The organism is Mesorhizobium sp. YL-MeA3-2017, from assembly GCF_030814575.1.
GTDB classification, from domain to species: domain Bacteria; phylum Pseudomonadota; class Alphaproteobacteria; order Rhizobiales; family Rhizobiaceae; genus Mesorhizobium; species Mesorhizobium terrae.
On sequence record NZ_JAUSVH010000001.1, the window covers coordinates 3,821,409 to 3,847,647 of the forward strand.

The window sequence follows — 26,239 nt, forward strand, 5'->3', positions numbered from 1 at the left end:
CTCACGGAGCTTTGCGGAGCAGGGCGAGCAGCACCGGCACGCCGACCAGTGCCGTGACGACGCCGATCGGCACTTCCTCGGCACCACCAAGCAGGCGGCCGACGAGGTCGCCCAGCGTGACGACAACGGCGCCAAGAGCGACCGTCATGGGAAGAACCAGCGGGAAATGCCGTCCGGCCAGGAACCGCGCCAGATGCGGCACGACCAGCCCCACGAAGACGATGGGCCCGACGACGCCGACGGCGCTTGCCGCAAGCGCGCATGACACTAGGAGCAGAACGGAAAACTGCCGGCGATATGCAAGGCCGAACGAGCGGGCGACAGGAGCATCGAATTGCAGCAGCACCAGCGGGCGATAGATCAAGGGCAGGACAGCCAGGCCTGCGACTGTGAAAGGCAGCAGGAAAAGCGCATGATCCCACGTGCGTGCATAGAGGCTGCCCGAGATCCATTCGAGGATGATCTCGATGCGCGCCGATCCCCAACCTGCTATCAATCCGATGGCGATGGCGTGAAGCACCGCGCCGATGGCGATGCCGCACAGCGTGATCCGTAGTGGGCTGAGTTCGAGCCGGAAGGCAAGCAGGTAGATGATGCCTCCGGCCACCATGCCGCCCACCATTCCGGCCAGCGGCAGCCAAGCTACGGGTAGTTCGGCCACAGTGTTCGAGCCCGGACTGAAGATATAGACGGTGAAAAGCAGGAACAGGGTCACCGTCAGCGTTGCACCCTGCGAAACCCCGATCAGCGAAGGGTCCGCGAGCGGGTTGCGCGTGATCGTCTGCAGGATCAGGCCGGCAACCGCCAGCTGGATTCCGGCAAGCATGCCCGTGAAGATGCGCGGCAGCCTGATTTCAAAGATGATGGAATGTGCCTCCGACGAACCGCTGCCCGTCAGCACCGAGATGACGTCCGCGGCGGGAATGTCTACTACGCCGAGCAACACCGCGGCCACCAGCGACAACAGAACCGATGCGACGGCGGCCGGTAGCAGCCAGAGATTTGATCTGGTCGGCAGCCTGGAGACGCCCGTCATGGGTGCTGCGCCTTGAAGTCGAGCCGGCCGCGCTGGATGAGGTAGATGAAGATCGGTCCGCCCAGCAGTGCCGTTATGATGCCGACGGGCAGTTCCTTTGGAATGACGACGGTGCGGCCGACCAGGTCGGCGCAGGTGACGACCAGCGCTCCGATGGCTGCCGCGAGCGCGATTTCCCAAGCCGTTCCTTTTGGGGCGAGCAGCCGGGTCATGTGCGGGGCCGCAAGGCCGACAAAGGCAACAGGACCTGCGATCGGGGCAACGCCGGCCACAGGCAGGATCGCGAGGATGAGCAGCACGGGTTTCCAAATGTTGAGCTGGAGCCCCATGCCCGCGGCGGCATGGTCGCTCAGCGCAAACATGGCGATCACCCTGTGCAGCGACAGAGCGCCTGCCACGCCAAGCGTCACCCATGGCACCATATGGAGGAGATGTGCCCAGGTCCGCCCTTGAAAGCCGCCCGACAACCAGAACAGAAGGGCTGTGGATTGCGGCCCAGCCAGCAGCAGGACGTAGATCGTGATGGCACCGAGGAACAGCGAAACGCTGATGCCGCCGAGTGCAAGATGCAGCGGGCGTCCGTTGCCGCCGCGCGCCACCCAGAAGGTTACCGCCGCGGCGGTAAGGCCGCCAACCAGGCCAACGAAGGGGTACCAGGCGGACGAAAACCAGGGCAGGAAAACAAAGCACGCCACGATCGGGGCGATGGCTCCCGCGGTTACGCCCGTGATTCCAGGATCGGCGAGCGGATTGCGGGTCAGCGCCTGTAGGAGATAGCCCGAGACGGCCAGACCCGCACCTGCAACCGCGGCGGCGAGGCTTCGGGGCAGCCTCAAGGTCCAAACGAGGATGGATTCGATCTTGCCATCGGGTGCCCAGAGTACGCGCACGACATCGTCGAACGACAACATCCTAGCGCCAGGCATCAGGCCGAGAAGGATGATCGACAGGGTCACGACGACGATGAAGCCGATGGCTATGGAGGATTTCCGTGCGTCCATCGTCGTTGGGTTCGGCGCGTTACTTCTGAGCCTCGGCCGGGATGATCCTGGCGGCTTCCGCCTTCACGTCGACCGCCGGGAACACATCTGGATAGAGATAGTGGGCAGCTTCGCGCAGCACGATCTCACGAGCGATCGGACCGTTCGTCTCCACCCATTGATCGCCGACGTAGAAGACCCGCTTGTTCTTGACCGCGGAGAGCTCCTGCCAGATCGGATTGTTCTCGTGTGGCCGGTCGGGACCGGAATCGTAGATGAAGAGGACTTGCGGGTCCTTTTCGAGCATGGTCTCGAGGCTCAGATCGATGCCGAACTCGCGGCCGGGCGTCATCTTCCCGGCAATGTTGTCGCCGCCGATCGCTGCGACGATGGATGCAGCGGTATTTTCGGTGTGGAAGGCGAAGGGTGTCTGGCCGCCCCACATGATCGCGAAGCGCGGATGCGTGTCCTTCGGCGCTTTGGCGGTGAAGTCCGCCAGGTGAGCGCGAAATTCCTTGTTCAACTGAATGCCGCGCTCAGGATTGCCGAGGATTTTCGACAGTTCGGCGATCTCGCGGTCGCTGCCGTCCAAGAGCTCCATATTATAGGCAACGTACGGCGCGATCTTTCCGAGTTGGGGTGCATTGCCGACGGTGTAGCGGCGGATGGCAACGATCAGATCGGGCTTTGCCTCCGAGAGGAGTTCGAGGTTCGGTTTGGCGCGTTGGCCGATCTGCTTCATGTCCTTGGTCAGGCCGAGCAGGAAATCGGGCTCACGTCCGGCCGTCATATAGGTGCTCGCCACAGGCTTGATGCCGAGAGCGAGCGCTACGTCATCCGCGAAATAGGAAATGGAGGCGATGCGCTTCGGCTGAGCCGGAACCTGCACAGTGACTCCGCGATCGTCGGTTACGGTCAGGGTCTTGGCGTCCTGCGCACCGGCGGGGCCAGCCAGTACCACGGCCAGCAGGCCGAAAAGAGGTGCCATCCTTGGTGCGTTCGCCATCGCAATGCCCTCCGCATGAATACTGGCATCGCTTTAGTCATTAAAGAGGAGTATCGCAATCCACTTTTGGTGTCTTCGTCGTTAAATCGAGGACGCGCGTCCGCTGGGGCGCGCTGCAAACTCACTTTCCACCGAACTGGCATCCTCCATCTCCAATCTGGCGAGTCTGATTTGCGATCACGTTCGGTGAAGTAAAGGCGTCTCAAGGGAAAGGGGGCTATAGCGTAGAGCAGCGTACACAAAGGCGCGTCTGCTTTGCGCCCTCATTCCAGCCATTCGGAGCAGCTTGGCAAATTCCCAAAAGCGGCCATGGCCTTAACGCCACGCGTAAAGAACCGCGAGCGCTCCGAAAACGACCGGAAGATTTACCTCTTAGTATCGTGGGGTGCCAGTGGCGGCAGGTTGGGCTGTTAAACCGCCCGCAGAGCGCCTTCTGCGCTCCAAGATCTTTGTCCTCTTTTGCACTGCGAACAGTCGACGGAAAAATGGTAGCGCTTCATGCGCCGGATAAGTCCGCCGGCCCCAGATAGGTGATGTCGATCCTTCCTACGTCCTGAGCCACCTGGGCGCGCAACAGCCCAATCCTTCCCGGGTTGAGCGCGGCTTGCACAGTGCCTAGCAGTGCGCCGTCCGCAGCGAGCACTCGCGGCTGACCACCCCAATGATGAACCTGCACCAATGTGCCCGAAGGCGGCGGCGCAACGAGCCATGTGACGTTTGCCCAGTATCGACGATCTGCCCAGGTACGATTCTCGGGAGGCGTGAAGCTCTGCACGAAATCCGTCCACATGGCTTTGGTCTCCGCGGTCGGCCAATCCGGCTGCGCGCTCCGCGCCGTTACGGCTTCCGAATTGAGCCACAGTCGAAGCTCCTGCCCAGTCTGGAAAGCAGCGCCTGTGTCGGTGACAGCCTTGATTGCGGCGAGCCTGGAATTGAAGCCAGCTTGAATGAGGATCGACGCGGAACGGTTTAGCGTGCCGGTTTCGACGGCCGGAACGGCGAGACCAAGCTCATGGTCCTCGAGGGGAAGATCGAAAACACCGACTGTGTCGGCATTTGCGGATGCGCGGACGCGGATCGCCTCCATGGCCCAGGGAAGGCGATAAACCAGACCTCCCTCGATGAACTGCAGCGTCTCCGATTCTTGACCGGCAGCGATGCCGGCAAGCGGTTGACCAAGGAGCCATGCGCGCAAGATGTCTCGCCAATTTGCGGGCATGGGGTCCGGCGTGAAAGGGTAGAAGGTGAAGACCCGCTCAGCCAGCGCCGTGATTGCGACGATCGCAGGCTCGGCGTTACCCTCAGAAATAGCCCCGTTTGCCTGAATCAGGAGAAGGTTTGCCTCTGCGGCGATCGCGTCGAGCGCATGTCCAGTCGTGAGCCCGACTCCAGCCAGAAAATACCCCCGCCGACGCGCTGCCGTTGACTGGCCCCAGATAAGCCGGCTGCGGGATACAAGTCCCGCCGTGAGGGCCTGTCTCACCTGCTCGTTCTGACGGAGTAGGCGCCGTTGCCAGAGGGAAGACTGAAGGATGTCGTCCAGCGCGGCCTCAATCCCCTCGTCAGGGATGTCATTTTCGCCGATTAAGCTGAGGATAGCAGTGTCGAGCGTTGCCACATGCCTCTCCCAATCGGCAAGAGCGCGCTCGCGATCTTCAGGCTCCTCGTTCGCAACCTCAGGGAAAGTCCAGGCCGCGGCGTTGTTGACGACGTAGTCGATGAGTTGATTGAGATCGCCTCCGATCCGAGCGTGCATGCGGGACAAAAGCGTCCAAACCAGAAGCGCCAGCCCGCTTTCCATGTTCCGTGCGCCGAGATCATTGATGAGCTCTTCCCAGTTGCGCCGCTTCTTCGCGATGTCGTCAAACATCGGAAAAAGCACAATACCTTCGACATCGACATAGGCACGGCCCGCCCGGCCGATGACATTCTTGAATTCAGAGATTTCAATCTTCTGGCCATTGCGATGGAGGGAGTGCATCACGACGGCCGTGGCCGAGAGGTTCAGACCCTGCGCCAGGGTCGGCGAGGAGATCGTTACCTTGAGCACATTATCGCGTAGCAGACGTTCCACCTCCTTGCGGTACGCGGTCGGCAACGCGCCGTGATGCAGTGCAACGCCAAGGCGAAGGCATTTGAGGATCGCGCTGTTCGGCCCTAACCATTCCTCGCCCAGTGCGATTGCGGTGTTGAGAACGGCAGGATCGGCTTCGAGCAGCGAGCGCAACGCCCCGCGTTCATGAAGATCAACGATCACGTCGGCGAACGGCTCAACGCTTCGCCGCTCGGGACAAAAGATCAAGACCGTCTGCCCGTCCTCGTTCAGCCGCCACGCCGTCGCCAGGCAGAGTTCGCGTTGGTTGTCGGGAAAGAGGCGTGTTCGGCGACGCTTCGGCGGAATCCAGTTCGGCGGCGCTTCGCCAGTGAGGAAGCGCTGTACCCAGGGGCGTTCGTCGCCAACGCGAAGGTTTAACCGCGCAGTGGGCGATGTCCACACAACCTCCCCAAACCGCAACCGTGTCGGACGCCAGTCATTCTTGATCAATCCGCCGGGATGATCGCGGCGCAGCCATGCCGCGAAATCGTCGAGCTGATCACCGTCAGGTAGGATCGCCGAGAGGCATACAATCCGCCGCTCGTGCGCATCGGGGCGGCGAAGCAGCCGTTGGATCTGTACTTCGTAGCGCACCTCGCGCTCATTCAGGCCGATCATGTGGCCTTCGTCGAAAACGAGCAGCCCGACGTCGTCGAGAAGGGACGGATCGTTGCGCAGAGCGAAGTCGAGTTTCTCCGGCGTCGCCACCACTATGTCTCGCTCTCGGATTGCGTCTTCGTCGAAGCCACTGACACCAATGCTGCCGTACAGCGCCGAGATCGTCTTCCCGAGCGGGCCGAAGGTCCGCTGCAGCGTGGTTTCCGTCTGGGCGGAGAGGGCGCGGAGCGGCGTGACGAACACGACGCGCCGGCCGCCGGCCAGGCAGCGCAGGATGCACAATTCCGCAACGCGGGTCTTGCCTGCGCTTGTCGGCAGCGAGACCACTAGATCGTCGGATTGATCGACGGCGCGGGCTGCGGCCTCGACCTGCGACGGCCAAAGATCGACCTCCGCTTTTGGACGCCTTTGCAACAGCGCAATGAACAGTTCGCGAAGCCGGGGCCAATCGGCCGCCTCGCCGCCGGCGGACTGGAGTGGGACCTTCTCATGGAAGGTGCTCGACCAAAGATCCGAAAGAAGGTGGATCGCAATGCGATGTGCCCACCATTGCGGCAGCAAATTCAGCTCGCTGCAGATGGAGAGACTCACTTGAAGTCGCTCCAATGCCTGATCGACAAGGCCCCGCTCACCCCGTTCTAGGGCCAGAACGAACAGGGACATCGACGCCAGAAAGGCATCGGTAAGCGCCGTGTCCAGCCCGGCAAAGACGAAGTCATTGCCTTCGTCATTTGGATCGGCCGCTGCTTCGATCTCATCGAGGTTGGCCTGGATTGCTGCAGCGATCCGGGCATCGCTTCCTTGGCCGGAAACCCGGTAGTCGAGGATGCTGGCATTGAGAGCCGCGAAATTCCGCCGCATTAACTGTGCGAGCACCCGCTCGATCGGCGAGAAGTTTTCATCAGCTTCGACAATCGCAAGCAGCGAGTAGGCGCGAGCGGAGAGGTGAGCCAGGTGATAACTCGCTGCTGCCATTACGAAGTGGAAGTCGCGATCGACTTCATCACGGTTGCCCTTGGCGATGACCGCTTCCAGTGCCGTGGCGGCCTGCTCGAAAGCGGTTCGCGCCTGGGCGGCGTCACCTCCGAGTTCACGGAGGCGAAGCCCGAGCCCAAGGAGCGCGTAGCCATAAGAATGGAGGTCGTGGCTGAGCTGGGGTGCGAAGGGAGGCGCGTCCGGTGGCAAGACACCATCGCGCCAAATGATCGCCCGCGCTTGTCCGCGCGCGATGAGGCGCCCACGGAAGCCTGCGGACGCGGCTAAATTGATGTCTGCGACAATAGCATCAGGCGTGGTTGGCATTGGCGATCACCTGATCGTACACGGCACCGATGAATGCGGCATGGCCGTCGACGCGAAGGCCGACTCCCCATTGGTTGACGGCGCCCGGATAAGCTTGAAGTGAGGCCGTGAGCATCGCTTCCGGAGAATTCCCGGAGAACGTGAAAAGCAGGTGCCTCACGCTCGCCGTCGGGATTCCGTGTTTGAGCAACGCATCGTCAATTGCGTCTGCCAACGGGAGATTGCCGAGTTCAAGCAAGCGCGCGGAGATGTATGACAGCGCGTGCCCAGAAGGTAGTCCGCCATCCTTCTCCAAATTGGCTCGAGCTTCAGCCACGACCTGGGCGGTGAGGGTTGCCCGGCTCTTGGCCTCGGTTTTCAGGAAGCGCAATAGCTGTGTTTGCGGATCTTGCAGGATGCCAATCACATCTTCGCCACGCATCGCCATGTTGCGATGATCCTTCCAGCGCAGCCGCTTGATAGGTGCGTGATAGCCGCCGCTATGGGCATCGATCCATTCGGTGGCATAAATCTCGCCAAGATCGCCCGAACGTATGGCTTTCGTCGTTGGGAGTTTGCCCTCGATCAACGAGGCCGCTGCAGGCTTCCCAAGTCGTCGAAGCGCACGCGCCATATGCTCTTCGGAAGCGTAGTGGCTTGGGACAACCGCCGCTGTTGCCTGAATGCCGGTTACAAGCTGGGGCACCTGCCCGGTCATCACTCGTCGAAAATGATTGCCGACCTGTCCGTCGGCTGAAGCGCACCAATCGTTGAATTGCACCATCTGCATCCCCCTCTCGGAGATATTTTCGGAAGAGGCTGTGGAGGTCAACAAAAGGCGGATCCGGATCGGTATTCCTTCGGCTATGAAATCGACTTGCCCCTCGCCGGACAGGTTCGCAATGACACGGCCGCGCTTCATTCCGATGTTGCTGGATTTCGGCGCTTCAGCCATTCTTGCCAACCTCTTGAAGTAGCGGCCTCATTAATTCTAAACTTTGCTCGGCGCGGTATTACGCACGGATGGCAAACTTCAAATCACTGCAGATGCAACTCCTCGACGACCTGCTCTGGATGGGAGGAGGCTATGTCCTGAAGTTCTCGGACCGAACTTTTGCGGAATTCTTCCGGGAGGAGCTCGAACTCGACATCGACGATCCCTTGTGGTCGGTCCAGGGCGGCTCCAAAGGAAAGAGGATGCGGTGCTTCCTGCAGACGGCGCCGAGGTCTCAGGTTGCCCAGGCTCTCAATACGCTATGGGACTATCGCATAGCAGCGATGGAGCGTGACGGCGTGAAGGAATCGATCTCCGACGTCCATACCAAAATGGCTGCTCTCATGCAGTCGATCGGATCTACGTGGAAACACGGTAAACCCAGTTCATCGTCGAAGTTTTCTGCGGCTGTGGCGGTTCCTTCTGAGATTATTTCAGGTCTGATATCCAGGTTTACGGCGCTCATGGCTATGACTGACGTCCAGCGAAGGGGATATGCATTCGAAACGTTCCTGCGCGATCTCTTCAACACCTACGGCATGGAGGCCAGGGATCCGTTCCGCATCCGGGGCGAACAGATCGACGGTAGTTTCCAGCTTGAAGGGTCAACCTATCTCCTCGAGGCTAAATGGCAGAACGAGTGTGCCGATGCTGCCGCACTGCGAGCGTTTCACGGAAAGGTTGAGGAGAAGGCGGCCTGGGGTCGAGGCCTTATGATCAGCTACAGCGGATTTACGGAAAACGGACTCTTTGCTTTCGGTCGCGGAAAGAAGATCGTCTGTATGGATGGCCGCGACATTTATGAAGCGCTGCAACATGCGATTCCACTGGACCGCGTGATCGCCGAGAAAGCCAGACAAGCGGCCTCAAACGGCACCATATTTCGACGAGTCAGCGATCTGATCGACACGTTGCTGCGATAGGGACGGAGCCCGTATGGCGATCGCAGAAAACATGTAGTCGGAATGGGAAGAGCATCTGATCACGTTGCCGCACGATGCCCGCAGAAACACTGACGGCCACGCTTTCACCGACCTATCATGTGGTTCATTTGGGCGGCGCGGGGAATACCGAAGACGGGAGATGATGTAACGCAGGTCAACGTTCCTACTCCCCTTAGCGAGCGATAGCCGGCAATTTCCGCCAATAAAGTTGGCTGCAGAACGGCAGCTTGTCGCCAACGTCGGCCAATACCCGACGGTCCGCTGGCGGCCCCGTTGCGGACAACAGCTCGGTCGTTGCGCGGATTCCTATGCACACTTGAGACGGGTGGTCTGGCAAGATGGACAAGATCGCGAGCTTGAGTTCGGGAAGTTTTCTGAGCGAATGAGAGGAATTGGAAGGCGATAATGACCGCTCGTCGGAGGCGGACAGCCCCGCGTCCCGGCTTCGTAGTCGCGTACTGACGCTCCTTAGACCGCCTTGTTGAACCGATCTCGCGGACGCGAATTTGCTTCGAAGCCCCGCCAGCTGAATTGCAGCCGCGGATGTCGGGACTTCTACGCTTTATGCGCTGCATTCTCTATTGCCGCCCTTCCGGCGGCACTCGTCTCTACTGCTCTGGCGAATACAAATGCTGATTTATGGGCTGATCAGTATGGACTAGCCATTGCCCGCGTACCTCGTGGGACACGCGAAGCGATCTACATGCCGAGTCCATCCGCATTTCTGCAACGCGGGCCTCATAGGGGGACGGCCCAATTCAGATAACTATCCTAGGTTCACTTCCGATCATCCGTCATAAGACCTGCTTCGACCAATCGACGGAATGCTTCCGATCTACTGGGAAGATCAGGTTGCATCCGACGCCACTCGTCTATGCGCACGAGCAGTTCGGTCGACAACCGCAGCTCAAAACGCTCCGTTTTGGACTCACTTGAATTTGGCACGTTTGACAACAGTTTGTCCGTAATGTACGGTATGTACGTAATTTATGGTTCGCAGTTACAGCCGAACGACGTGCTTGCATCACGCCGCTCAGCCTAACCACCCCAAGCCGTCTGGAGCTCGGATCATGGCCGATTCCGACAATACCACGACTTTGTCTCTCGTCACCCGCAGGAAGGCAAGCGCGGGATGGGCGGCTACGGCGCTCTTGTGCAACAATTTGGCGGTTGAGCAATCGTCCGATCCCGCTGCTGTCGTGTGGAGGAAATGGCGCGCGGCTCACACGGAGGCTGGTCGGCTCTGCCGGCATCAGCAGCGCCTCGAGGCTGATCGGAATTCCGGGGCAGGGGACGATAGTGACTACGCGGCAGCGTTACGGGCCGAGAGCGAGGCTGGTGAGCATGCGATGGACCTGCTCGGAGCGTTGTCCGAGACGCCGGCTGCGTCGCTTGCCGGTGTCGCGGCCAAACTGGATGCGGTGCTTAGCGAAGGAGAGCCCTGTGGGGGCGATGCCGAGTTTCCCTGGCCGCAGTTACGATCGGCCCTTGAAGACCTCATTCGCATCGGCCGGCTGGGTGAGCCGCAGTTTTCGGACGGAGCGGCGCGGCAGGCAGGAATAGGCAGTTCGGCATGACATGGCCCGCTTGGCAGGAGGGTCAGGCCCTCGGGTCCAGGAGCCGGACACCTTCGCCTTTTTGACCGACGGACAGGAATTCGACGCCGGCTTTCATCAGAGCCGACTCGATCGATTGCAAGGTGCTGATGCGTGAATCGACCTTGCCGTTCTCCAGCCGGGCGAGGGCGTTGACCGAAACGATCGCCTTGTCTGCGAGCTCCTGCTGCGACCAACCAAGCAAAGCCCGCGCGGCTCGAATCTGTCGTGGACTGACCATGTCGCCACAATCGACAGGCCGAGAGTCTTCGCCACATATAGGGTTATTTTCATCCTCTTAAGGTGTAATAACTGGCGCTTGGGATGAGTGGCTAACGATTAAGGCCTTGGTCGGGGAGGGACTGTTGGAGCAAAGACGGGCCTTGCCGAAACCCAAACGCCTTGGCCGTTTCCAGGCTGGAGCGCAGATCAACGCTGGAAGCGGGCCGCATCCTGCCGACCAGCATGTCGGCAGGCAGATCGCGACGGTCCGCGTTCAGTCGGATATCTCGCAGGCGCAGCTCGCCCGCTCCATCGGCATCAGCTTCCAGCAGCTTCAGAAATACGAGAATGCGCGCAACCGGGTCAGCGCTTCCATGCTCTACGAGATCGGCAGGTCGCTGGATGTTCCCGCCGGCCGCTTCTTCCAGGGCCTGCCTGGCAATGGCGAGGCCACTGCCGCGGCTGCGCCTCTGCCGGTCGACGAGCGGCTGGAGTTCATCGCCAGCGCGGAGGGGCGGCGCCTGATCGAGGGGCTCATGCAACTGCCGCCGCGCGTGCGCGGCCGCGTGTCGTCATTGATTGCCGCGTTGGGCGAAGAGATCGCTGCGGGGCTGCGGGAAAGCTAGCGCACCCACCCTTGGCGTGTCATGTCAGTAAGGGCTCTTCGGTCTTGATCAGCCGAACTTTCGCGCTGCGGCGAGCGCGATCCGGGCTGATGTTCCCGAGATCGCAATCTCCGTGCCGAAGGCACGCGAGCGCGCCGCAAAGCCCTGCAGAATCTCTCTCGCGGTATCGCCCGTAGCAGTCAGTGGAACCAGGCGGCTCGATGTGCGCGGCGCGTTATCATCGCCGATCACGACGGGCAGCAGGTCGATACTGTCGAGATTTCCGTTGCTGTCGTAATGGCAGGCCGCGACAAGGCTTTGCCAGACTTCCGGCGCGCTCCACTCCGTTTCCTCAGGCGGCACGTGGAACAGGAAATTTCCAAGACCGTAGAAGAGCGGTGCGCCGTTATAGAGTTCCACGGCCTGAAGCACCGGCGCCCCGTGGCTGACAAACAGGCTGGCGCCGGCGTCTATGCAGAGGCGCGCAAAACCCTGCACCCAGTGCGGAACCTCCTGCCAACCCGGTTCCCAATGGTGGTGATGCAGATAGGCCATGACGAAGTCGCCACGCGCTGCCGCGAGCCGGATCGCGGCGAGATGGCTGTCGGCACTCTCCCGGTCGATCTCGATGACCCGGCCGCGGCTCGTGGCTCGCTTGAAGATCGTGCCGTAGAAATTGAGCTCGCTGTCATCGGCCACCATCGGATCGTCTGGCTGCGCGTAATTGGCCAGTTCCAGCGCGGACATCTGGAGCTGCCTGCCCAGCATCGCCAGCCAGTCGAACTCGTCGTCCGTCACCCCGATCTTGCGCGAGGCCTTGAGCCGGTTCACGCCTGGGCGCGCGGGACGCGCGGCCGTCCGGTTTCCCGCATACATATTGGCTGGTCCAGGTCCGGCATCGATCGCAAAAAGCGTCACGTCCCGGCCGCCCAGACGCTGGCGCCCCGGCTTCATGGCGTCCGTTTCGTCGGTTCCGATTCCGGCATGGAGGAAGCCGCGCGCCCAGACATCCCCCAATGTGGAAAGAACGCCGGCCGGTCCGAGATCGAAGGCGTGGTTGTTCGCCAGGGCGAGCGTGTTGAAACCCATCGTTTGCAACGCGTCCAGAACCTGCGGCCTGGAATAGTCGAAATACCTCCCCTTGGTCGGCCACCCGCCATATTGCCCGAGGATGGTCGATTCAAAATTGGTGAAGACGACATCGCCTTGCTCAAGGAAGTCCAGGACCTCCAGGAACCGCCCGTCCCGGATATCAGACACGTCCGTCTTGATCAGCGATTGGCCTGTCACAGCCACGCAGAAGGAATCCTTCATTGAACCAGCCTTGTCATGGATGAGGTGAGGGACGCCGCGATGTTCAGCGGCGCGTGCCGATGCGGCGGTCGATGGCGGGCTATTGCGATATGGCCGGTGCGATATCGGTCTTGAACCATTTCTGGCTCAACGCCTTGATCGTTCCATCCCTGACCGCACCGTCGATCGCCGTGTTGAACCTGGCGAGCAGTTTGCCGTCGTCTTTGCGTATGCCGGCACCGACGCCTGGACCCCACAGGCCGCCATTCACCTGCGGACCGAAGAAGGTCACACCGGCACCCTCGGGCGTCTCCAGGAAATCACGCCATGTGAAATAGTCGGCCAGGCCGCCGTCGACCCTGCCGGCCGCCAGATCGAGCTTGAGGTTGTCCAGGCTGTCATAGCTGCGGAGTGTGACGACATCGCCGAAGAGCTCCTTCAGCACCGCCTCCGAATTCGAAGAGCGCAGCACGCCCATCGTCTTTCCGCTCAGCGTTGCGTGCAGCCGTTCGATGGTGGCCTTTCCCTTATCGTCGACGGCGGACAGGTTGAGCCTCTGTTTGATGTCGCCCGGATCGAGTTGCAGTTCCTTGCGGATGACCAGCTGGTTGTAGCCGGCGGCGTAGGGGTTGGAGAATGCGATCGACTTCTTGCGTTTTTCCGTGATCGCCATGCCGGACATGATCACATCGTATTTGCCCACGAGCAGGGCAGGGATGATGCCGTCCCAGTCCTGGGCAACGAACCTGCATTCGGCCTTGATGCGGCGGCACAGTTCGCGGCCGACATCGATGTCGTAGCCGTAGAGCTCACCTTTCTCATTGGTTCCGTCCCAGGGCGGCGACGCGCCCTCGGTGGCAATCGTGATCACCCGTGGATCCTCCGCTCGGGCGGTCAATGCCGGCATCATGCAAGCGACAAACACCGTACCGGCCAAAACCATGCGCATAGGGCACCCCTCTTCGTTTCGTTGGAAATCAGGAAAGCTTGGGATCACGGCGTCGTGACCCCGGCATCGGGCAGGGCGGGCGCCAGGCGCGAGCCGCGTCTTTGTCGGCGACTGCCGTCAGTGGCGAGATGGCGTTCGAGGAACCGGATTGCCTTCACGACAACCGATGTCAGCAAAAGGTAGATGGCGCCGGCGACGATGAAGATCTCGTAGGGCGCGAAGGTCGTGGACACCATCTGCCGCGCCATGCCGGTGACTTCCAGCAGCGTTACGGTGCTGGCAAGCGACGAGCCCTTGATCATGCTCACCACCTCGTTGCCGTAGGCCGGCAGCGAGATCCGCAACGCAATTGGAAAGGTGACGAGACGGGCGATCTGGAAGCGTTTCAGGCCGAGCGTCGCAGCCGCTTCCGTCATCCCCTTGGGCACCGACTGGAGACCGCGGCACAGGATCTCGGTGGTGTGCGCCGCGCTGTTCAACGAAAAGGTCAGCAGCGCGCACCAGAACGGGTCTCGCAGGACGACCCAGAAGATGCTTGTCCGCACCGCCTCGATCTGGCCGAGGCCGTAATAGACGAGGAACAGCTGCACCAGCATCGGCGTGCCACGGAAGACGTAGGTGTAGGCGAGCACGCTGAGCGACAGGGCAGGGCGGGCGAAAGCACGCACGAAGGCGAGCGGCACAGAGATTACAAAGCCCGTCGCCAGCGCCAGGATCGTCAGGGTGAGCGTGAGCCTCAGGCCGGAAGACAGAACCACGACGGCCTCGATCATCATACTGAGGTCCATGATGGCTCCTCCCTATCGATCAAGGGCTGGGTAGCGCCGCTCGGCCAGGCGGACCGACAGCAGCGTTGCCGTCGTCAGGCTGAGATAGAGCGCCGATGCCGCGAGATAGAAGGCGAGGGGAGCCCGCATCGAGCCCGCGCCGACAAAGGCGACGCGCATGACGTCCGTCAGTCCGATGACCGAAACCAGGGCGGTGTCCTTGAACAGCGAGATCCAGAGATTGCCGTAGGCGGGCAGGGCGAGCCGCCACATCTGTGGCGTGATCACCAGAAGCCATCGCTGCCAGGCGCTGAGCCCGAGAGACTTCGCCGCCTCGGCCTGGCCGGCGGGGATCGCCGCAATGGCGCCTCGGAACACTTCGGTGACGTAGCCGCTGAAGACGACCGAGAGTGCGACAATGCCGGCACTGAATGCATTGACCTCGACATACTGGCCGGTGACCGCGCTGGCGAGCGCCGTCCCGCCGAAGAAGATAAGCAGGATGATGACGAGTTCCGGGACGCCACGGACGACGGTCGTGTAGACCGTGATCGGGGCGGCCACCCGGGAGTCGGCGCTGGTCTTCGCAATGGCCAGCGCCAGTCCAAGCGTAGTCCCCACGACCCCGCTGACCAGAGCCAGCCCAACCGTGATCGCGAACGCGCCAAAGAACTGGCTCGCGAAGCCGCTCATTACCTGCCTCTGTTGCTGTTCTTTTTTCGAATGAACCCAGATCACGGTCTGGATTGCTTGATCGCCAATCTGAGGTTGCAGTTCTTAATTGTATTACCTTAAGATTAACTTTGCCTCATCAGGTCACGATATCGCCTGGAGATCGCAATTCAATCTATAAATTCAACTATTTGCACTATAACGAGCGATTATATAATTGGAGAGTATCTATGGATATTTGGAGATGTCTTCGCGGCCGGCCCGGCTTTGGCGCGGATGCCTGCGAGGCGCAGGCCAGTCTCTGGGCGATGCCGGCTGTGTGCCGTTAGGCCCCCACTTGTGTTGCCGAGGGCCGGTTCAATCCCTGGAACGCTCGAGCATCAGTGTCTGTGGGTCGGTTTCCAGCACCTGGGCGATCCGCTCGACAACGCTCAGGCTGGGGTTGCGCTGCCCTCGCTCGATCCCGCCCATATAGCTGTAGGCGAGGTCGGCTTCGGCGGCGAGCGCTTCGAGAGTCATTTTGCGCTGCAGACGGACCCTGCGCACATTTGCTCCGAATATCTCCACCAGCCGCATGCGCGCATAGCGATAAGCAAACGGTGGACTTTACCAGTCACTATAATGACTATAGTGTGAGGGATTCGAGATTGTTTCCAGCAGGTTACAGCTTCCATGCTGGGTCGTCGGCGGATCGACGCCCGACCGGGCCGGTTTCTCAGGAACGCGCGAAATGGAGTTGTTGCACAACGGATTGAAGCTGCGGCAGCTGCAGGTCTTTCGCGAAGTGCTGCGTGCCGGCTCGACCAGACGCGCCGCAGCCGCGCTTGGCGTCAGTCAGCCGGCGATCAGCCAGCACGTCAAGCAGCTGGAGGCCACGCTTGGCATTGCCCTGTTCGAACGCTCGACCAATCGCATCCAGCCTTTGCCCACAGCATGGGAATTGCTGCGCAACGTCGAGCTGGCGCTGAACTCCCTCGAACGGCTGGAAGCGTCGATCTTCGCGATGAAGAATGACGGCCGCCAGCGCATCGCCATCGCCACCCCCGCCGTTTTCGGTTTTGTCACCCTCCCCAAGGTGGTTGCGATCATCCGCGCGAAAACCAGCTCGAATGTCCGGACGATCTCAGGGACCTACGACCAGATCGGCGAGCACATCCTCGCCGGTCGCGCCGATCTCGGAATATCGCGGCTCCCCGTCGACCCGCGGCTGTTCGATTGGGCGCCGCTCGGATCGGCGCGTAATGTCTGCGTGTTTCATCCGGGCCATCGTTTCTCGAGACAGGAGCGCGTCGAGACAAACGACCTGGCGGGCGAAACGATCGTGGACATCGATCCACGCTTCGCATCGCATCAGATGAACATGAACGCGCTGCGCTTCGAAGGCATCGAGCCGGACATACTGGTCGAATACGATTCCAGCGGCCACGAAGCGGGTTTCGTTTCGGCAGGACTTGGGGTTTCGATCAGCAACGAAATCCTGGCGCGCGAATATGCGGCATTCGGCCTGCAGGCACGGCCCGTGGAACCCTCGGCGCTCTATCACTACGTCGCGATCTGGCAGAAAGGCCGGGTGTTCCCGGATGCTCTGAAGATTTCTCTGGAGGCGATCCTGTCAACCTTCGCCGCTTCGGCGTGTGGCGATTGAAGACGCCAGTTCTCAGGCATCGATCACCCGCCGCCTCGATCGGATATTTTCGTCCCGTTCCCCGCGCAGAAGCGACTGAACGAACAGGATGCCGCAACCCTTCGACTAGGATATTATGGCTCGCTAGGCCGAACAAGGCTGCTGGCTACGAGGAAAGCGTCGTACGGTCCAACACCTGGGGCGACGGTCATGAAAGCAATTTGAGGATTTACGACCGGCAGCTTGATTGCGGGCTCGATGCCGATCGCCGGTTGCAAGATACCTGGTCGAGTGGGAAGACCGATAACTCCGTGCTCGCGAGCGTGCGGTCAGAAACGACAAGCGAGCCTGGCCATCTTAGGTGAAATGCCCGGCGGAACGCCATCAGCGCCCGCGAGCGGACGCGGTGCAACTTTTTGGGTGCCACCAAGATCTTGTTTTGCGACGCCAGGTCGTGTCGGAACGTCGCTGGTGCTACGAGTGCGGCATCGCCACCTTGATCAGGAATAACATCCGCGTTCGCGGGCAAGGCGTCGCACAAGAGCCAGAACGATATCGATGGTCGGCGTTGAATGGCCAGTCAGACGGCCAAGCTCTTGCACCGCCGTTACCAGGGCATCGATTTCCAACGGTCGGCCGCGCTCCAGGTCCTGCAGCATCGAGGTCTTGTGCTCGCCAACATCACCAGCGCCTTTGATGCGCCGATCGACCGACACGGGAAAACGAACTCCCAGGCTTTCCCCGATCGCCCGCGCTTCCAACATCATGGTACGGGCAAGGGCGCGTGTTGCGTCGTCGCCGACGATGGTTGCAAGTGTACTGCCGGTGAGTGCCGAGATCGGATTGAAGGAGAGATTGCCCCAGAGCTTGACCCAGATCTCGCTGCGTATGTCGTCGCGGACTGGTGACTGCAGCCCGGCTTTCACCAATTCAGCGGCGAGGCGGATGACGCGATCGCTCTTCTCACCTGAAGGCTCGCCAAGTGAGAAGCGGGTGCCTTCGACATGGCGGATCAGGCCCGGCGCCTCCACCTCGACAGCGGGATAGACGACTGAGCCGATCACACGTTCCGGACCGATACCGCGCCAGATCATGCCACCTGGGTCGACGGCATCGATCCTTGTACCTTCGAGCGTTTCACCGCACTTGTAAAAATACCACCAAGGCACGCCGTTCTGCATGGTGACGACGGCGGTGTTGGGTCCGAGCAGTGGCGCGATCTGGTCAAGAGCCGGCGCCAGGGAATGAGCCTTCAGCGCCAGTACGACGTAGTCCTGAACGCCGAGTTCTTCTGCCTGTGCCGCCGCCCTAACCTGCGTGCTCGTTTCCTTGCCGGCCTCGATTAAGCGAAGACCGCTGTCCCTGATCGCGTCAAGATGCGCTCCGCGCGCCACGATCGAAAGGTCGACCGCGCCTGTAATCCCGAGCTTGGCGGCAACATAGCCGCCTATCGCGCCAGCGCCGAACACGGTGACACGCATCAGTCGAGACCGAGCTTACTGGCGAGACCGATGCGCTGCAGCTTGCCGGTCGCTCCCTTCGGGATTTCCTCCAGGATAATGACCTTGCTCGGCACCTTGAAGTCGGCAAGTCGCGTCATGGCGAAAGCCCGAATATCAGCCTCGTTTGCGTTCTGCCCCTCGCGTAAGACTATCGCCGCCGCGACCTCCTCGCCGAGCCTCTCGTGTGGCACGGCGAAAGTCACGACTTGAGCTACCGCAGGATGGTCCATCAGCACGCTGTCCACCTCCAGCGGGGAGATTTTTTCCCCGCCGCGGTTGATGATTTCCTTGAGACGCCCGGTGACGCGCAGATAATTCTCACCGTCCAGCACACCCTGATCGCCAGTGTGAAACCACCCATGAGCGAAAGCGCTGGCATTGGCATCCTGGTTCTTTTCGTAGCCTAGGGTTACGTTCGGGCCACGAATGACAATCTCTCCTACTTCACCTTGCGGCAGCAATTGTCCGTCCAAGGCCATGATGGCTATTTCTGGACCTGCAGCGATACCGACGCTGCCTGGCTTACGCTTGCTGGGCGGCAGTGGGTTGGATGCCATCTGGTGTGTGGCCTCCGTCATGCCGTAGGATTCGATGACAGGGCAACCGAAGGTCGTTTCCAATTCCGCCATGACTTGCGGCGGGAGGGACGCGGAGCACGAACGGATGAAGCGCAATTTCGCCGCTGCAAGCCCATCGGCGTTGCGTGCCGCTCTGAGCAAGATCGCTTGATGCATCGTCGGTACTGCCGTGTACCAGCTTGGGTGCGCCTCGTTCAGCCACTGGAAAAAGCGCAACGCGTTGAAGCCCGGCGTGCAGAAGACGCCACCGCCTGCCGCGAGCGAGGAAAGTACCGCGGCGATCAGTCCATGGATATGGAAGAGCGGCATGATGTTGAGGCAGCGATCGTTCGCGGACAGACCGAGGGTGGCGCCGATATGCGCGGCCGAAGCGGCGAGGTTGGCATGGCTGAGCGGCACCAGTTTGGGGCGTGATGTTGTGCCCGAAGTATGCAAGAGCAGCGCGATATCGTCTTGCTCTGCCAGACCCGGACTGGCTGGCGAACCGACTGGTTCGCCGGAAATCGCAAAGCGACCGGCAGGCGCATCGGGCTGTGCGACGAGCCTCAGCACGCCGATGCCGAGCCGTCCAGCCACGGCGACTGCTGGACCATCCTCATTCTCCGCGACAAGAATGGCCTTGGCTTCTATATCGCTGAGATAGAACTCGAACTCGTCAGCTCGGTAGGCTGGATTGAGTGGTGCTGTTGACGCACTTGCAGCCAACGCGATGAAAGCGGCAGCCATTTCCGGACCGTTGGACAGCACGATGGCGATCCGGTCGTTGCGGCCAAGACCCAGCGCGTTGAGTCGAACCGCCGTGTTTAGGATCAGCCGACGCAATTCGCCATGCGAGAGAGCCTGTCGGCCCGGAGCCATGATCGCGGGAGCATCTTCGGCTCCAGCAACAAGACGGAGGGTGAGATCGGCTAAGTTTCCGTTTGTGGTCATGTCATCTCACCAGGCGGACGGTCGTTAAAGGTCAACAGGAGATCAATACCCAAGCGCCAGCCCGTCCTTGCGCGGGTCGGACGCCCCCGTCAGCGTGCCTTTCCTCCAATCGATCAGCACGGCTTGTCCACCACCGAGCGGATGATCGGCCTCCGCCACCCTGTGTCCGCGCCGACGCAGGCCTTGGATTGCTTGGGGCTGAACGCCTCGCTCGGCTTCGACGACATCGTGGTTGTAAAATACACGGGCGGCGTCGAGCGCTTCCTGTGGGTCCATGTCGAAATCGATCATGTTGGTCAGCAGATGGACATGGCCGAAGGGCTGGTAGCCGCCACCCATCACACCAAATGGCATCACCGCGCGGCCATCCCTCGTCATCATGCCCGGCATGATCGTGTGCATCGGTCGTTTGCGGGGCGCGATACAATTGGGATGATTGGGGTCAAGGCGGAAGCTGGTGCCGCGATTTTGCAGCACGATGCCCGTTTTCGCACCAACGACACCGCTGCCGAAAGAGTAGTAGGTCGAGTTGATGAAACTGACGGCATTGCGATCGCGGTCGACCACGGAAATATAGACCGTATCGCTCCCTGGCAGATCGATGCGCGGCAGATCGGTCATGGCATGTTCGCGATCGATCGCGGCACGCAACCGGTCGGCATGGGAAGTTGAAAGCAACTCCTTCACAGGAACCGCGACATGGTCCGGGTCGGCAAACAGGTTGTCGCGATCGCGGTAGGCCAGCCGCCCGGCTTCGATCTCCAGATGCAATCGCGCGGCGCCGTTGGGGTCGAGAGCGCTCAGATCGAAGCCAGAGAGCACGTTCAGCATCAAGAGTGCGGTCAGACCCTGATTGTTGGGCGGCATCTGGTGAACGTCATAGCCTTTGTAAGACGTGGAGACCGCTGACTCGTAGTCGCCCCTCGTTGCAGCGAAATCGTCGAGCGTATGGAGGCCGCCGAGGTGGCGAAGCCGCCCGACCAAGTCCTCCGCGACGTATCCCTCGTAGAAGCCGGAGCGGCCATGTTTTGCGATGAGGCGCAACGCCTGAGCCAGCTCTGGCTGAAAATGCACGTCTCCAGCTCTGGGTGGCTTGCCGCCGGGCAGGAACAAGCGGGCTGCAACCTCATCGGCCGAAAGATCGATTTCTGGATCCTTCCAGTCGAAGGCAACGCGATCATGCACGACGTAGCCGTTTTCCGCGTAGTGGATGGCTGGTGCGAGTGCGTCGGCGATGCCCTTGCGACCATGGTCGTCCAGAAGCCGACACCAGGCATCGATTGCACCAGGTACGGTGACGGCGTGTGCGCCTTCTATGGGCAATTCGCTAAACCCGCGGTCGAGGTACCAGTCGACTGTCGCTGCCTGGGGTGCGCGGCCAGAACCGTTGAAAGCGAGCACGTTGCCTTCGCCTTTGGGGCAATAGAGAACAAAGCAATCGCCACCGATACCAGTGGATTGCGGTTCTACCACCGCTTGCACGGCCGCTGCGCAAACGGCCGCATCCATGGCGTTGCCGCCGGAACGCAACATGTCGAGCGCGGCCAGTGTCGAAAACGGATGCGACGTCGCGGCCATCGCTTCGGTGGCGCGGGCAGGGGAGCGGCCCGGAAGCTGGAAATCACGCATGTTGTTCTGGTCCCTGCATTCAGCGCCCGCGGCCAAGGAGCTGGGCAGCGGACAACAAGATGATCGACAGCACGATCAGGCATGTCGAAATGGCGGCAATCGTTGGGTCGATCTGGTCGCGCAGCGCATTGAACATGCGCCGCGTCAGCGTCGTCGTCTCGCCGCCCGAGATGAAGAGCGAGACGACCACCTCGTCGAAGGAGGTGATGAAGGCAAACAGCGCACCCGACACGATCGAGAAGCGCAGTTGTGGCATGGTCACCTGGAAGAAGGCCGCGAAACGCCCAGCTCCGAGGCTGCGCGCCACCATCTCCTGGTTCATGTCATAGGATCTCAGGCCGGAAAGCACGGTCAACACGACCAGCGGCAGAGCCTGCACGGTGTGAGCGATGACGAGGCCGGTCAATGTGTTGTTGAGGCCGATGCGGGCATAGAGGAAGAAGGTGCCGATGCCGATCAGGATGACCGGAATGATCAGCGATGCCGTGAGCACCGCATTGATTGTGCCTGTCAGTCTCAGCGTACCCGCGTTGACGGCGTAGGCGGCGGCCGTGCCAAGCGGCGTTGCCACGATCGCCGTCATTATCGCAACCTTGACCGAGACGATGGTGGCATCGCGCCATTCCACCGATCCGAAATAGCTTTGATACCAGCGCAGCGACCATTGCTGAGGTGGAAACTCAAGCAGCGTCGAACCGGAGAACGACATGATGACGATGATCACCGACGGGGCGATCAGGAACAGCATGACAAGTCCGCCGAGCAGGTAGAGCCAAAGGCGTTGCCAGTGCGAGATTGGAAGGTTGCTTTCCGCGTTCATCGCGCACTCCAGGCGCCCGTCGCGCGCGCGCCGAGCAACCAGCGGAAGAGACCGAGCAGCGCTAAGGTGACGGCAAGCAATACGACACCAAGTGCCGCGCCGGCGCCCCAGTTGGAATAGAGGCTGGCGGCCTGCTCCATGCGCATTGCCCACATGATGACCTTGCCGCCGCCCATCAGGGCTGGGGTGACGAAGAAGCCGAGGCACAGCACAAAGACGATGACAACACCGGAAGCGAGGCCCGGCAGCGAAAGCGGCAAGAAGATCTGCCGGAAAGTGGCAGCCGGGCTGGCTCCGAGATTCATGCCCGCGCGCAGACAGTCGATATCGATGGATTTCATCGAGGCATAGAGCGGCAGAACCAGGAATGGCAGCATGATGTGGATCATGCCGATGACGACACCGGTGAAGTTGTTGGCCAGTTGCAGGGGTTGGCTGATCAAGCCGTGGTCGATCAGCCAACTGTTGACCAGACCCTTGCGCTGAAGGATCACCAGCCACGCGTAGGTGCGAACCAGGACCGAAGTCCAGAACGGCAAGATGACGAATACGAGGCAGATCGAGGCTGCGCGGCGCGGCAATTGCGACAACAGGTAGGCAAGCGGATAGCCGAGCAGCACACAGGCCCCGGTGACCGCAAAGGCGACTTTGAAAGTGGTCGTGAAAGTTCTGATATAGGATGCCTGTTCGAAGAAGCGTGCATAATTGGCAACGCTTGGCGCACCGGTCTCATCGAAGAGCGAAAGCCAGAACAACCAGCCAACTGGCACGATGATGACAGCGAAGACCAGGAACAGACCCGGCGACAGCAACGCCAGAAAACCCAGCGCCTGGCGCCGCGTGTCGGCGCGCAGCGCCGCAACGTTCAACGCGTCGTCTGGCCGTGCCGCGTGCTCATGACTTGCGGATACGGCGCTCATTGATCTGCCACGAGTACGATGTCCGACGCATCGATGCCGAGCGCGATGGGCTCGCCAGGCGCTGGCAATCTCGCCAACACGTCGGAACGGCAAAACTCGCGCAACGTGACCTGGCGACCATCCTTCAGCGTTGCGTAGCAGCTGAAACTGTCGCCCTGATAGATAACGTCGCCTACGGTGGCTGTCAGCACGTTGAGGTCTTCTGCCTTTTCCGTGCTGATCAGAAGCCGCAGCTTTTCCGGGCGTACCACCATCAGATGCCGACCTGCCGATGGTGCAGGACCGTCGAGGCGCAGCCTTCTGTCTTCGTACCAGATACTGCCATTGCGGCTTTCCACCGGAATGAAGTTGGATTCGCCAATGAACTCGGCAACGAACTTCGTCTTCGGCCTGGCGTAGATGGTCTCGGGTTGGTCGATCTGCTCGATCCGCCCGGCATTCATGACCGCAATGCGGTCCGACATGGTGATTGCCTCGCGCTGATCATGAGTAACGTAGACGGTCGTCATGCCAAGCCTGCGGTGAAGGTTCCGCAATTCAATCTGCATGTGCTCGCGCAGTCCCTTGTCGAGCGCCGACAGCGGCTCATCCATCAAAACAATGCGAGGCTCGAAGACGATGGCGCGGGCGAGGGCGACGCGCTGGCGCTGCCCCCCGGAGAGCTGGTCGACGCGTCGCTCGCCCAGCCCCTGCAAGCGCACGAGTTCGAGCGCGCGATCCACGCGTTGCTTGGTGTCGGCCGCCGAGACGCGCCGCTGTTTCAACGGGAAGGCGACGTTGTGGAACACGTTCATGTGCGGAAACAGCGCGTAGTTCTGGAACACCATGCCGATGTCGCGCTTGTGGGGCGCCATGGTGATGATCTCTTCATTGCCCACCTTGATGCTGCCGGCATTGGCTCGCACGAAGCCAGCCAGGATCATCAGCAGCGTCGTCTTGCCTGAGCCGGACGGACCAAGCAGCGTGAGGAATTCGCCCGCCGCGACATCAAGGCTGAGATCGCTGAGAATGGACAAAGCACCAAAGCGCTTCTCGATATGATGTATGCCGATGGGGAGCGCGGACGGCGCGAGGGACAAGAGCATCTCCTTCAACTCCGGGTCTTTTGTCGGCGAAGCGGAACGGAGTGGCCGTGCGCCACTCCGACAGCAGCTATTGCTGGATCAGGTTGTTGAATTTCTCGGTCGCTTCGACCAGATTGTCGCGCCAGAACTGCGGATCCTGCAGGACCTGCTTCTTGACGTTCTCGGGCGCGGAGTTGATATCCTTGATGCGCTCCGGCGGTATCTTGCCGGTCTCGAAGGCCTTTTCGTTTGCTGGTCCATTGTCGACATAGAGCGGCAGGTTGGCCTGGAGGTCGGGGCTGACGAACTTGGCCAGCGCCTTCATGGCGAGGTCCTTGTTCTTTGATCCCTTCGGGATGACCATGCAATCGGCAGTAAGCACCCCCTGGTCGAAGGAGAAGCTGACGGGCGCACCCTCTTTCCTCAAGGTGCCTGCGCGGCCATTCCAGATGCTGGCCATGTCAACTTCGCCGTCCTTGACCAGTTGCATGGCCTGCGCGCCGGAGGTCCACCATGCGTCGACATGGTTGCGGATCTTGTCTACAGACTGCAGCGCGCCGTCGATATCGACCGGATAGACCTTGTCGATTGGAATGCCCTTGGCCAGTGCCGCGACACTCAGCGTTTCAGTCTGCTGGCTGCCCGAAAGCGCACGGCGGCCTGGGAATTTCTTGACATCCCAGAAATCCGCCCAGGTCTTCGGTCCCTTGTCGCCAAAAACATCCGTTCGGTAGATCAGCACGACCGAGGTGTAGGAAATGCCGATCCAGTCGTCATGGACGAGCTTTGGATTGATGCCGCTCTTGTCGATGACATCGTAGTCGAGCTTCTCGAACAGGCCCTCCTTGGATCCCCGCGCGCATTCATCTGCGCCCAACTCTGTAATGTCCCATTTGACCGCGTTGCCGGTGACCTGAAGGCGCACATCATCCAGGCCGTTGGTGGTGTCTTCCTTGATTGTGATGCCTAGCGCTTCAGCCGTCGGCCTGAAGAAGGCCTTTGTCTGCGCCTCTTGATACGTGCCGCCCCAGGAGGCGACGGTGATAGTATCGCCCGCCACGGCTGGCGCCGCGACCGCCGCCATCAAGCCTGCCGCTGCAAAAACCGTAACGCCTTTGGTTCTGTTCATTTTCAACGCTCCAGCCAGTGTTCCCATCGCTTTGCATTCGCATGCGATTTTGTATACAATTAAATGTACCTGGAGGGTTTGCAATGTCAACAGCGGCTGAGGACTAGCCCAATTCCAGAGCCGCACCACGGCGTATCGGTCGTGACAAACAGGGCCGAATTTGCATACAGCTATGCGAGAAGCGTTAAGACCGCCGGCGAAACGGCCGGAGAACTGGAACCAGCCTTGGCCAAAAAAACCAAAAATACCTTACGCGATTCCGTCTACTCCGCCCTCAAAGCAATGATTGTAACCGGTCAGGTTCCACCCGGATCGCGCGTCACCGAGAGTGACATCGCAGCGAAACTCAAAGTCAGCCGCACGCCGGTGCGTGAAGCGTTCAATCGCCTGGAGCGCGACGGCTTGGTCACCGGTCGGCCGCGCCAGGGCTACGCCGTCACCGAATTCGACATCAACATGTTTCGCGAAGCGTTTGACATCCGCGAATTGCTCGACGGCCACGCGACCGAACTGGCTGCCGTTGCCGCGACTGTTCAGGACAAAGCCCGGCTGCGCGCCATGCTTGCGGAAGCCGAGCAACTGGCAGCCATTCCCGATCGCACCACACAGGAAAAATTCCAGGAACTCGAGGTTGGTATAGACCTCCATCGTGTCATCGCCGAGATCAGCGGCAATGTCATGCTGCATGAGATGCTGTGCGGTATTCTGGACAAATGCCAGCACTATATCTGGACCGAACTGCTGTGGTTGGATGAATGGAAGATCGCTCGCGATGAACATGCTGAGATTGTCGAAGCGATTTGCGCCGGCAATTCTGAGCGGGCCGGTGCTTTGGCACGCGCCCATGTCCGCGGTTCGCGTGAGAGTATTCTGCGGTTATTGCAAGCGAAATCCGACTACCAGAATTTTCGGATCAAGGCGTCTTGAAAGAGGGATGTCGGGGGATTGTGATCGCGATCGTCTAATGGCCAATGATAATGGAACTG

General features: G+C 60.8%; 23 protein-coding genes. 5 read left to right on the top strand and 18 right to left on the bottom strand.

What is annotated here, in order from left to right:
• Position 1 precedes the first annotated feature (1 nt).
• The 5 genes from QFZ88_RS18275 to QFZ88_RS18295 all read right to left on the bottom strand — a co-directional run bounded on the left by QFZ88_RS18275 (position 2) and on the right by QFZ88_RS18295 (position 7,971).
• Positions 2 to 1,036 (bottom strand): FecCD family ABC transporter permease, encoded by a 1,035-nt coding sequence (locus QFZ88_RS18275; RefSeq protein ID WP_065997561.1) that lies wholly within the window; start codon positions 1,034 to 1,036, stop codon positions 2 to 4.
• Positions 1,033 to 2,037: a FecCD family ABC transporter permease gene (locus tag QFZ88_RS18280; protein ID WP_065997559.1), complete on the bottom strand. Its 1,005-nt coding sequence runs from the start codon at positions 2,035 to 2,037 to the stop codon at positions 1,033 to 1,035. The genes QFZ88_RS18275 and QFZ88_RS18280 overlap by 4 nt, the downstream gene beginning before the upstream one ends.
• 19 nt (positions 2,038 to 2,056) lie before the next feature.
• Positions 2,057 to 3,022: an ABC transporter substrate-binding protein gene (locus QFZ88_RS18285; protein ID WP_065997556.1), complete on the bottom strand. Its 966-nt coding sequence runs from the start codon at positions 3,020 to 3,022 to the stop codon at positions 2,057 to 2,059.
• 496 nt (positions 3,023 to 3,518) lie between these two features.
• Positions 3,519 to 7,037 (bottom strand): DEAD/DEAH box helicase, encoded by a 3,519-nt coding sequence (locus QFZ88_RS18290; protein WP_065997554.1) that lies wholly within the window; start codon positions 7,035 to 7,037, stop codon positions 3,519 to 3,521.
• Positions 7,021 to 7,971, bottom strand: coding sequence for a Hachiman antiphage defense system protein HamA (locus QFZ88_RS18295; protein WP_245317480.1), 951 nt, complete (start codon positions 7,969 to 7,971; stop codon positions 7,021 to 7,023). The genes QFZ88_RS18290 and QFZ88_RS18295 overlap by 17 nt, the downstream gene beginning before the upstream one ends.
• Before the next feature lie 68 nt (positions 7,972 to 8,039).
• Between QFZ88_RS18295 and QFZ88_RS18300 the strand changes: the two genes are divergently transcribed.
• Entirely contained in the window at positions 8,040 to 8,933 is an 894-nt protein-coding gene (locus QFZ88_RS18300) for a restriction endonuclease (protein ID WP_245317479.1), read from the top strand.
• 1,091 nt (positions 8,934 to 10,024) lie between these two features.
• Positions 10,025 to 10,531 (top strand): hypothetical protein, encoded by a 507-nt coding sequence (locus QFZ88_RS18305; RefSeq protein ID WP_065997552.1) that lies wholly within the window; start codon positions 10,025 to 10,027, stop codon positions 10,529 to 10,531.
• A gap of 22 nt (positions 10,532 to 10,553) precedes the next feature.
• On the opposite strand, the gene QFZ88_RS18310 is transcribed toward QFZ88_RS18305, so the two are convergent.
• Positions 10,554 to 10,790, bottom strand: coding sequence for a helix-turn-helix domain-containing protein (locus QFZ88_RS18310; protein WP_065997551.1), 237 nt, complete (start codon positions 10,788 to 10,790; stop codon positions 10,554 to 10,556).
• Between the two features lie 124 nt (positions 10,791 to 10,914).
• Between QFZ88_RS18310 and QFZ88_RS18315 the strand changes: the two genes are divergently transcribed.
• Positions 10,915 to 11,397 carry a helix-turn-helix domain-containing protein gene (locus QFZ88_RS18315; protein ID WP_245317478.1) on the top strand — a complete coding sequence of 161 codons (483 nt, stop codon included), beginning with the start codon at positions 10,915 to 10,917 and terminating at the stop codon, positions 11,395 to 11,397.
• A 48-nt stretch (positions 11,398 to 11,445) separates the two neighbouring features.
• Here the strand turns inward: QFZ88_RS18315 and QFZ88_RS18320 are convergent, their stop codons facing one another.
• The 5 genes from QFZ88_RS18320 to QFZ88_RS18340 form a co-directional block, all read right to left on the bottom strand.
• Positions 11,446 to 12,690 carry a CapA family protein gene (locus tag QFZ88_RS18320; RefSeq protein ID WP_065997550.1) on the bottom strand — a complete coding sequence of 415 codons (1,245 nt, stop codon included), beginning with the start codon at positions 12,688 to 12,690 and terminating at the stop codon, positions 11,446 to 11,448.
• A 79-nt stretch (positions 12,691 to 12,769) separates the two neighbouring features.
• A complete protein-coding gene (locus QFZ88_RS18325; protein WP_137901750.1) occupies positions 12,770 to 13,618 on the bottom strand; it encodes a transporter substrate-binding domain-containing protein in 849 nt (282 codons plus the stop codon).
• Positions 13,619 to 13,662: 44 nt separating this feature from the next.
• Positions 13,663 to 14,406: an ABC transporter permease gene (locus QFZ88_RS18330; protein ID WP_065997549.1), complete on the bottom strand. Its 744-nt coding sequence runs from the start codon at positions 14,404 to 14,406 to the stop codon at positions 13,663 to 13,665.
• Between the two features lie 12 nt (positions 14,407 to 14,418).
• Entirely contained in the window at positions 14,419 to 15,078 is a 660-nt protein-coding gene (locus QFZ88_RS18335) for an ABC transporter permease (RefSeq protein ID WP_065997548.1), read from the bottom strand.
• 336 nt (positions 15,079 to 15,414) lie between these two features.
• Positions 15,415 to 15,633, bottom strand: coding sequence for a helix-turn-helix domain-containing protein (locus tag QFZ88_RS18340; RefSeq protein ID WP_065997547.1), 219 nt, complete (start codon positions 15,631 to 15,633; stop codon positions 15,415 to 15,417).
• 154 nt (positions 15,634 to 15,787) lie between these two features.
• Between QFZ88_RS18340 and QFZ88_RS18345 the strand changes: the two genes are divergently transcribed.
• A complete protein-coding gene (locus tag QFZ88_RS18345) occupies positions 15,788 to 16,702 on the top strand; it encodes a LysR family transcriptional regulator (protein WP_065997545.1) in 915 nt (304 codons plus the stop codon).
• A 479-nt stretch (positions 16,703 to 17,181) separates the two neighbouring features.
• Here the strand turns inward: QFZ88_RS18345 and QFZ88_RS18350 are convergent, their stop codons facing one another.
• From QFZ88_RS18350 to QFZ88_RS18380, 7 genes are all read right to left on the bottom strand, one after another.
• Entirely contained in the window at positions 17,182 to 18,162 is a 981-nt protein-coding gene (locus QFZ88_RS18350) for a 2-dehydropantoate 2-reductase (RefSeq protein ID WP_065997543.1), read from the bottom strand.
• Positions 18,162 to 19,691: an acyl--CoA ligase gene (locus QFZ88_RS18355; protein ID WP_065997541.1), complete on the bottom strand. Its 1,530-nt coding sequence runs from the start codon at positions 19,689 to 19,691 to the stop codon at positions 18,162 to 18,164. Before QFZ88_RS18355 ends, QFZ88_RS18350 begins: the two co-directional genes overlap by 1 nt.
• A gap of 42 nt (positions 19,692 to 19,733) precedes the next feature.
• Positions 19,734 to 21,320 (bottom strand): gamma-glutamyltransferase, encoded by a 1,587-nt coding sequence (gene ggt, locus QFZ88_RS18360; protein ID WP_065997539.1) that lies wholly within the window; start codon positions 21,318 to 21,320, stop codon positions 19,734 to 19,736.
• 19 nt (positions 21,321 to 21,339) lie between these two features.
• Positions 21,340 to 22,140, bottom strand: coding sequence for an ABC transporter permease (locus QFZ88_RS18365; protein WP_065997535.1), 801 nt, complete (start codon positions 22,138 to 22,140; stop codon positions 21,340 to 21,342).
• Complete coding sequence (locus QFZ88_RS18370) at positions 22,137 to 23,060, bottom strand: ABC transporter permease (protein ID WP_065997534.1); 924 nt, start codon at positions 23,058 to 23,060, stop codon at positions 22,137 to 22,139. Before QFZ88_RS18370 ends, QFZ88_RS18365 begins: the two co-directional genes overlap by 4 nt.
• Positions 23,057 to 24,139, bottom strand: a complete 1,083-nt coding sequence (locus QFZ88_RS18375; protein ID WP_065997735.1) for an ABC transporter ATP-binding protein — start codon at positions 24,137 to 24,139, stop codon at positions 23,057 to 23,059. The genes QFZ88_RS18370 and QFZ88_RS18375 overlap by 4 nt, the downstream gene beginning before the upstream one ends.
• A gap of 73 nt (positions 24,140 to 24,212) precedes the next feature.
• Positions 24,213 to 25,208, bottom strand: coding sequence for an ABC transporter substrate-binding protein (locus QFZ88_RS18380; RefSeq protein WP_307420634.1), 996 nt, complete (start codon positions 25,206 to 25,208; stop codon positions 24,213 to 24,215).
• 270 nt (positions 25,209 to 25,478) lie between these two features.
• Between QFZ88_RS18380 and QFZ88_RS18385 the strand changes: the two genes are divergently transcribed.
• On the top strand, positions 25,479 to 26,180 hold the full coding sequence (locus tag QFZ88_RS18385; RefSeq protein WP_065997531.1) for a GntR family transcriptional regulator: 702 nt from the start codon (positions 25,479 to 25,481) through the stop codon (positions 26,178 to 26,180).
• Positions 26,181 to 26,239: the final 59 nt, after the last annotated feature.

Excerpts from the sequence above, each read along its gene's own strand:
- QFZ88_RS18275 (WP_065997561.1), bottom strand. The coding sequence starts at position 1,036 with ATGACGGGCGTCTCCAGGCTGCCGACCAGATCAAATCTCTGGCTGCTA.
- QFZ88_RS18280 (WP_065997559.1), bottom strand. The coding sequence starts at position 2,037 with ATGGACGCACGGAAATCCTCCATAGCCATCGGCTTCATCGTCGTCGTG.
- QFZ88_RS18285 (WP_065997556.1), bottom strand. The coding sequence starts at position 3,022 with ATGGCGAACGCACCAAGGATGGCACCTCTTTTCGGCCTGCTGGCCGTG.
- QFZ88_RS18290 (WP_065997554.1), bottom strand. The coding sequence starts at position 7,037 with ATGCCAACCACGCCTGATGCTATTGTCGCAGACATCAATTTAGCCGCG.
- QFZ88_RS18295 (WP_245317480.1), bottom strand. The coding sequence starts at position 7,971 with ATGGCTGAAGCGCCGAAATCCAGCAACATCGGAATGAAGCGCGGCCGT.
- QFZ88_RS18300 (WP_245317479.1), top strand. The coding sequence starts at position 8,040 with ATGGCAAACTTCAAATCACTGCAGATGCAACTCCTCGACGACCTGCTC.
- QFZ88_RS18305 (WP_065997552.1), top strand. The coding sequence starts at position 10,025 with ATGGCCGATTCCGACAATACCACGACTTTGTCTCTCGTCACCCGCAGG.
- QFZ88_RS18310 (WP_065997551.1), bottom strand. The coding sequence starts at position 10,790 with ATGGTCAGTCCACGACAGATTCGAGCCGCGCGGGCTTTGCTTGGTTGG.
- QFZ88_RS18320 (WP_065997550.1), bottom strand. The coding sequence starts at position 12,690 with ATGAAGGATTCCTTCTGCGTGGCTGTGACAGGCCAATCGCTGATCAAG.
- QFZ88_RS18325 (WP_137901750.1), bottom strand. The coding sequence starts at position 13,618 with ATGCGCATGGTTTTGGCCGGTACGGTGTTTGTCGCTTGCATGATGCCG.
- QFZ88_RS18330 (WP_065997549.1), bottom strand. The coding sequence starts at position 14,406 with ATGGACCTCAGTATGATGATCGAGGCCGTCGTGGTTCTGTCTTCCGGC.
- QFZ88_RS18335 (WP_065997548.1), bottom strand. The coding sequence starts at position 15,078 with ATGAGCGGCTTCGCGAGCCAGTTCTTTGGCGCGTTCGCGATCACGGTT.
- QFZ88_RS18340 (WP_065997547.1), bottom strand. The coding sequence starts at position 15,633 with ATGCGGCTGGTGGAGATATTCGGAGCAAATGTGCGCAGGGTCCGTCTG.
- QFZ88_RS18345 (WP_065997545.1), top strand. The coding sequence starts at position 15,788 with ATGGAGTTGTTGCACAACGGATTGAAGCTGCGGCAGCTGCAGGTCTTT.
- QFZ88_RS18350 (WP_065997543.1), bottom strand. The coding sequence starts at position 18,162 with ATGCGTGTCACCGTGTTCGGCGCTGGCGCGATAGGCGGCTATGTTGCC.
- QFZ88_RS18355 (WP_065997541.1), bottom strand. The coding sequence starts at position 19,691 with ATGACCACAAACGGAAACTTAGCCGATCTCACCCTCCGTCTTGTTGCT.
- ggt (WP_065997539.1), bottom strand. The coding sequence starts at position 21,320 with ATGCGTGATTTCCAGCTTCCGGGCCGCTCCCCTGCCCGCGCCACCGAA.
- QFZ88_RS18365 (WP_065997535.1), bottom strand. The coding sequence starts at position 22,140 with ATGAACGCGGAAAGCAACCTTCCAATCTCGCACTGGCAACGCCTTTGG.
- QFZ88_RS18370 (WP_065997534.1), bottom strand. The coding sequence starts at position 23,060 with ATGAGCGCCGTATCCGCAAGTCATGAGCACGCGGCACGGCCAGACGAC.
- QFZ88_RS18380 (WP_307420634.1), bottom strand. The coding sequence starts at position 25,208 with ATGGCGGCGGTCGCGGCGCCAGCCGTGGCGGGCGATACTATCACCGTC.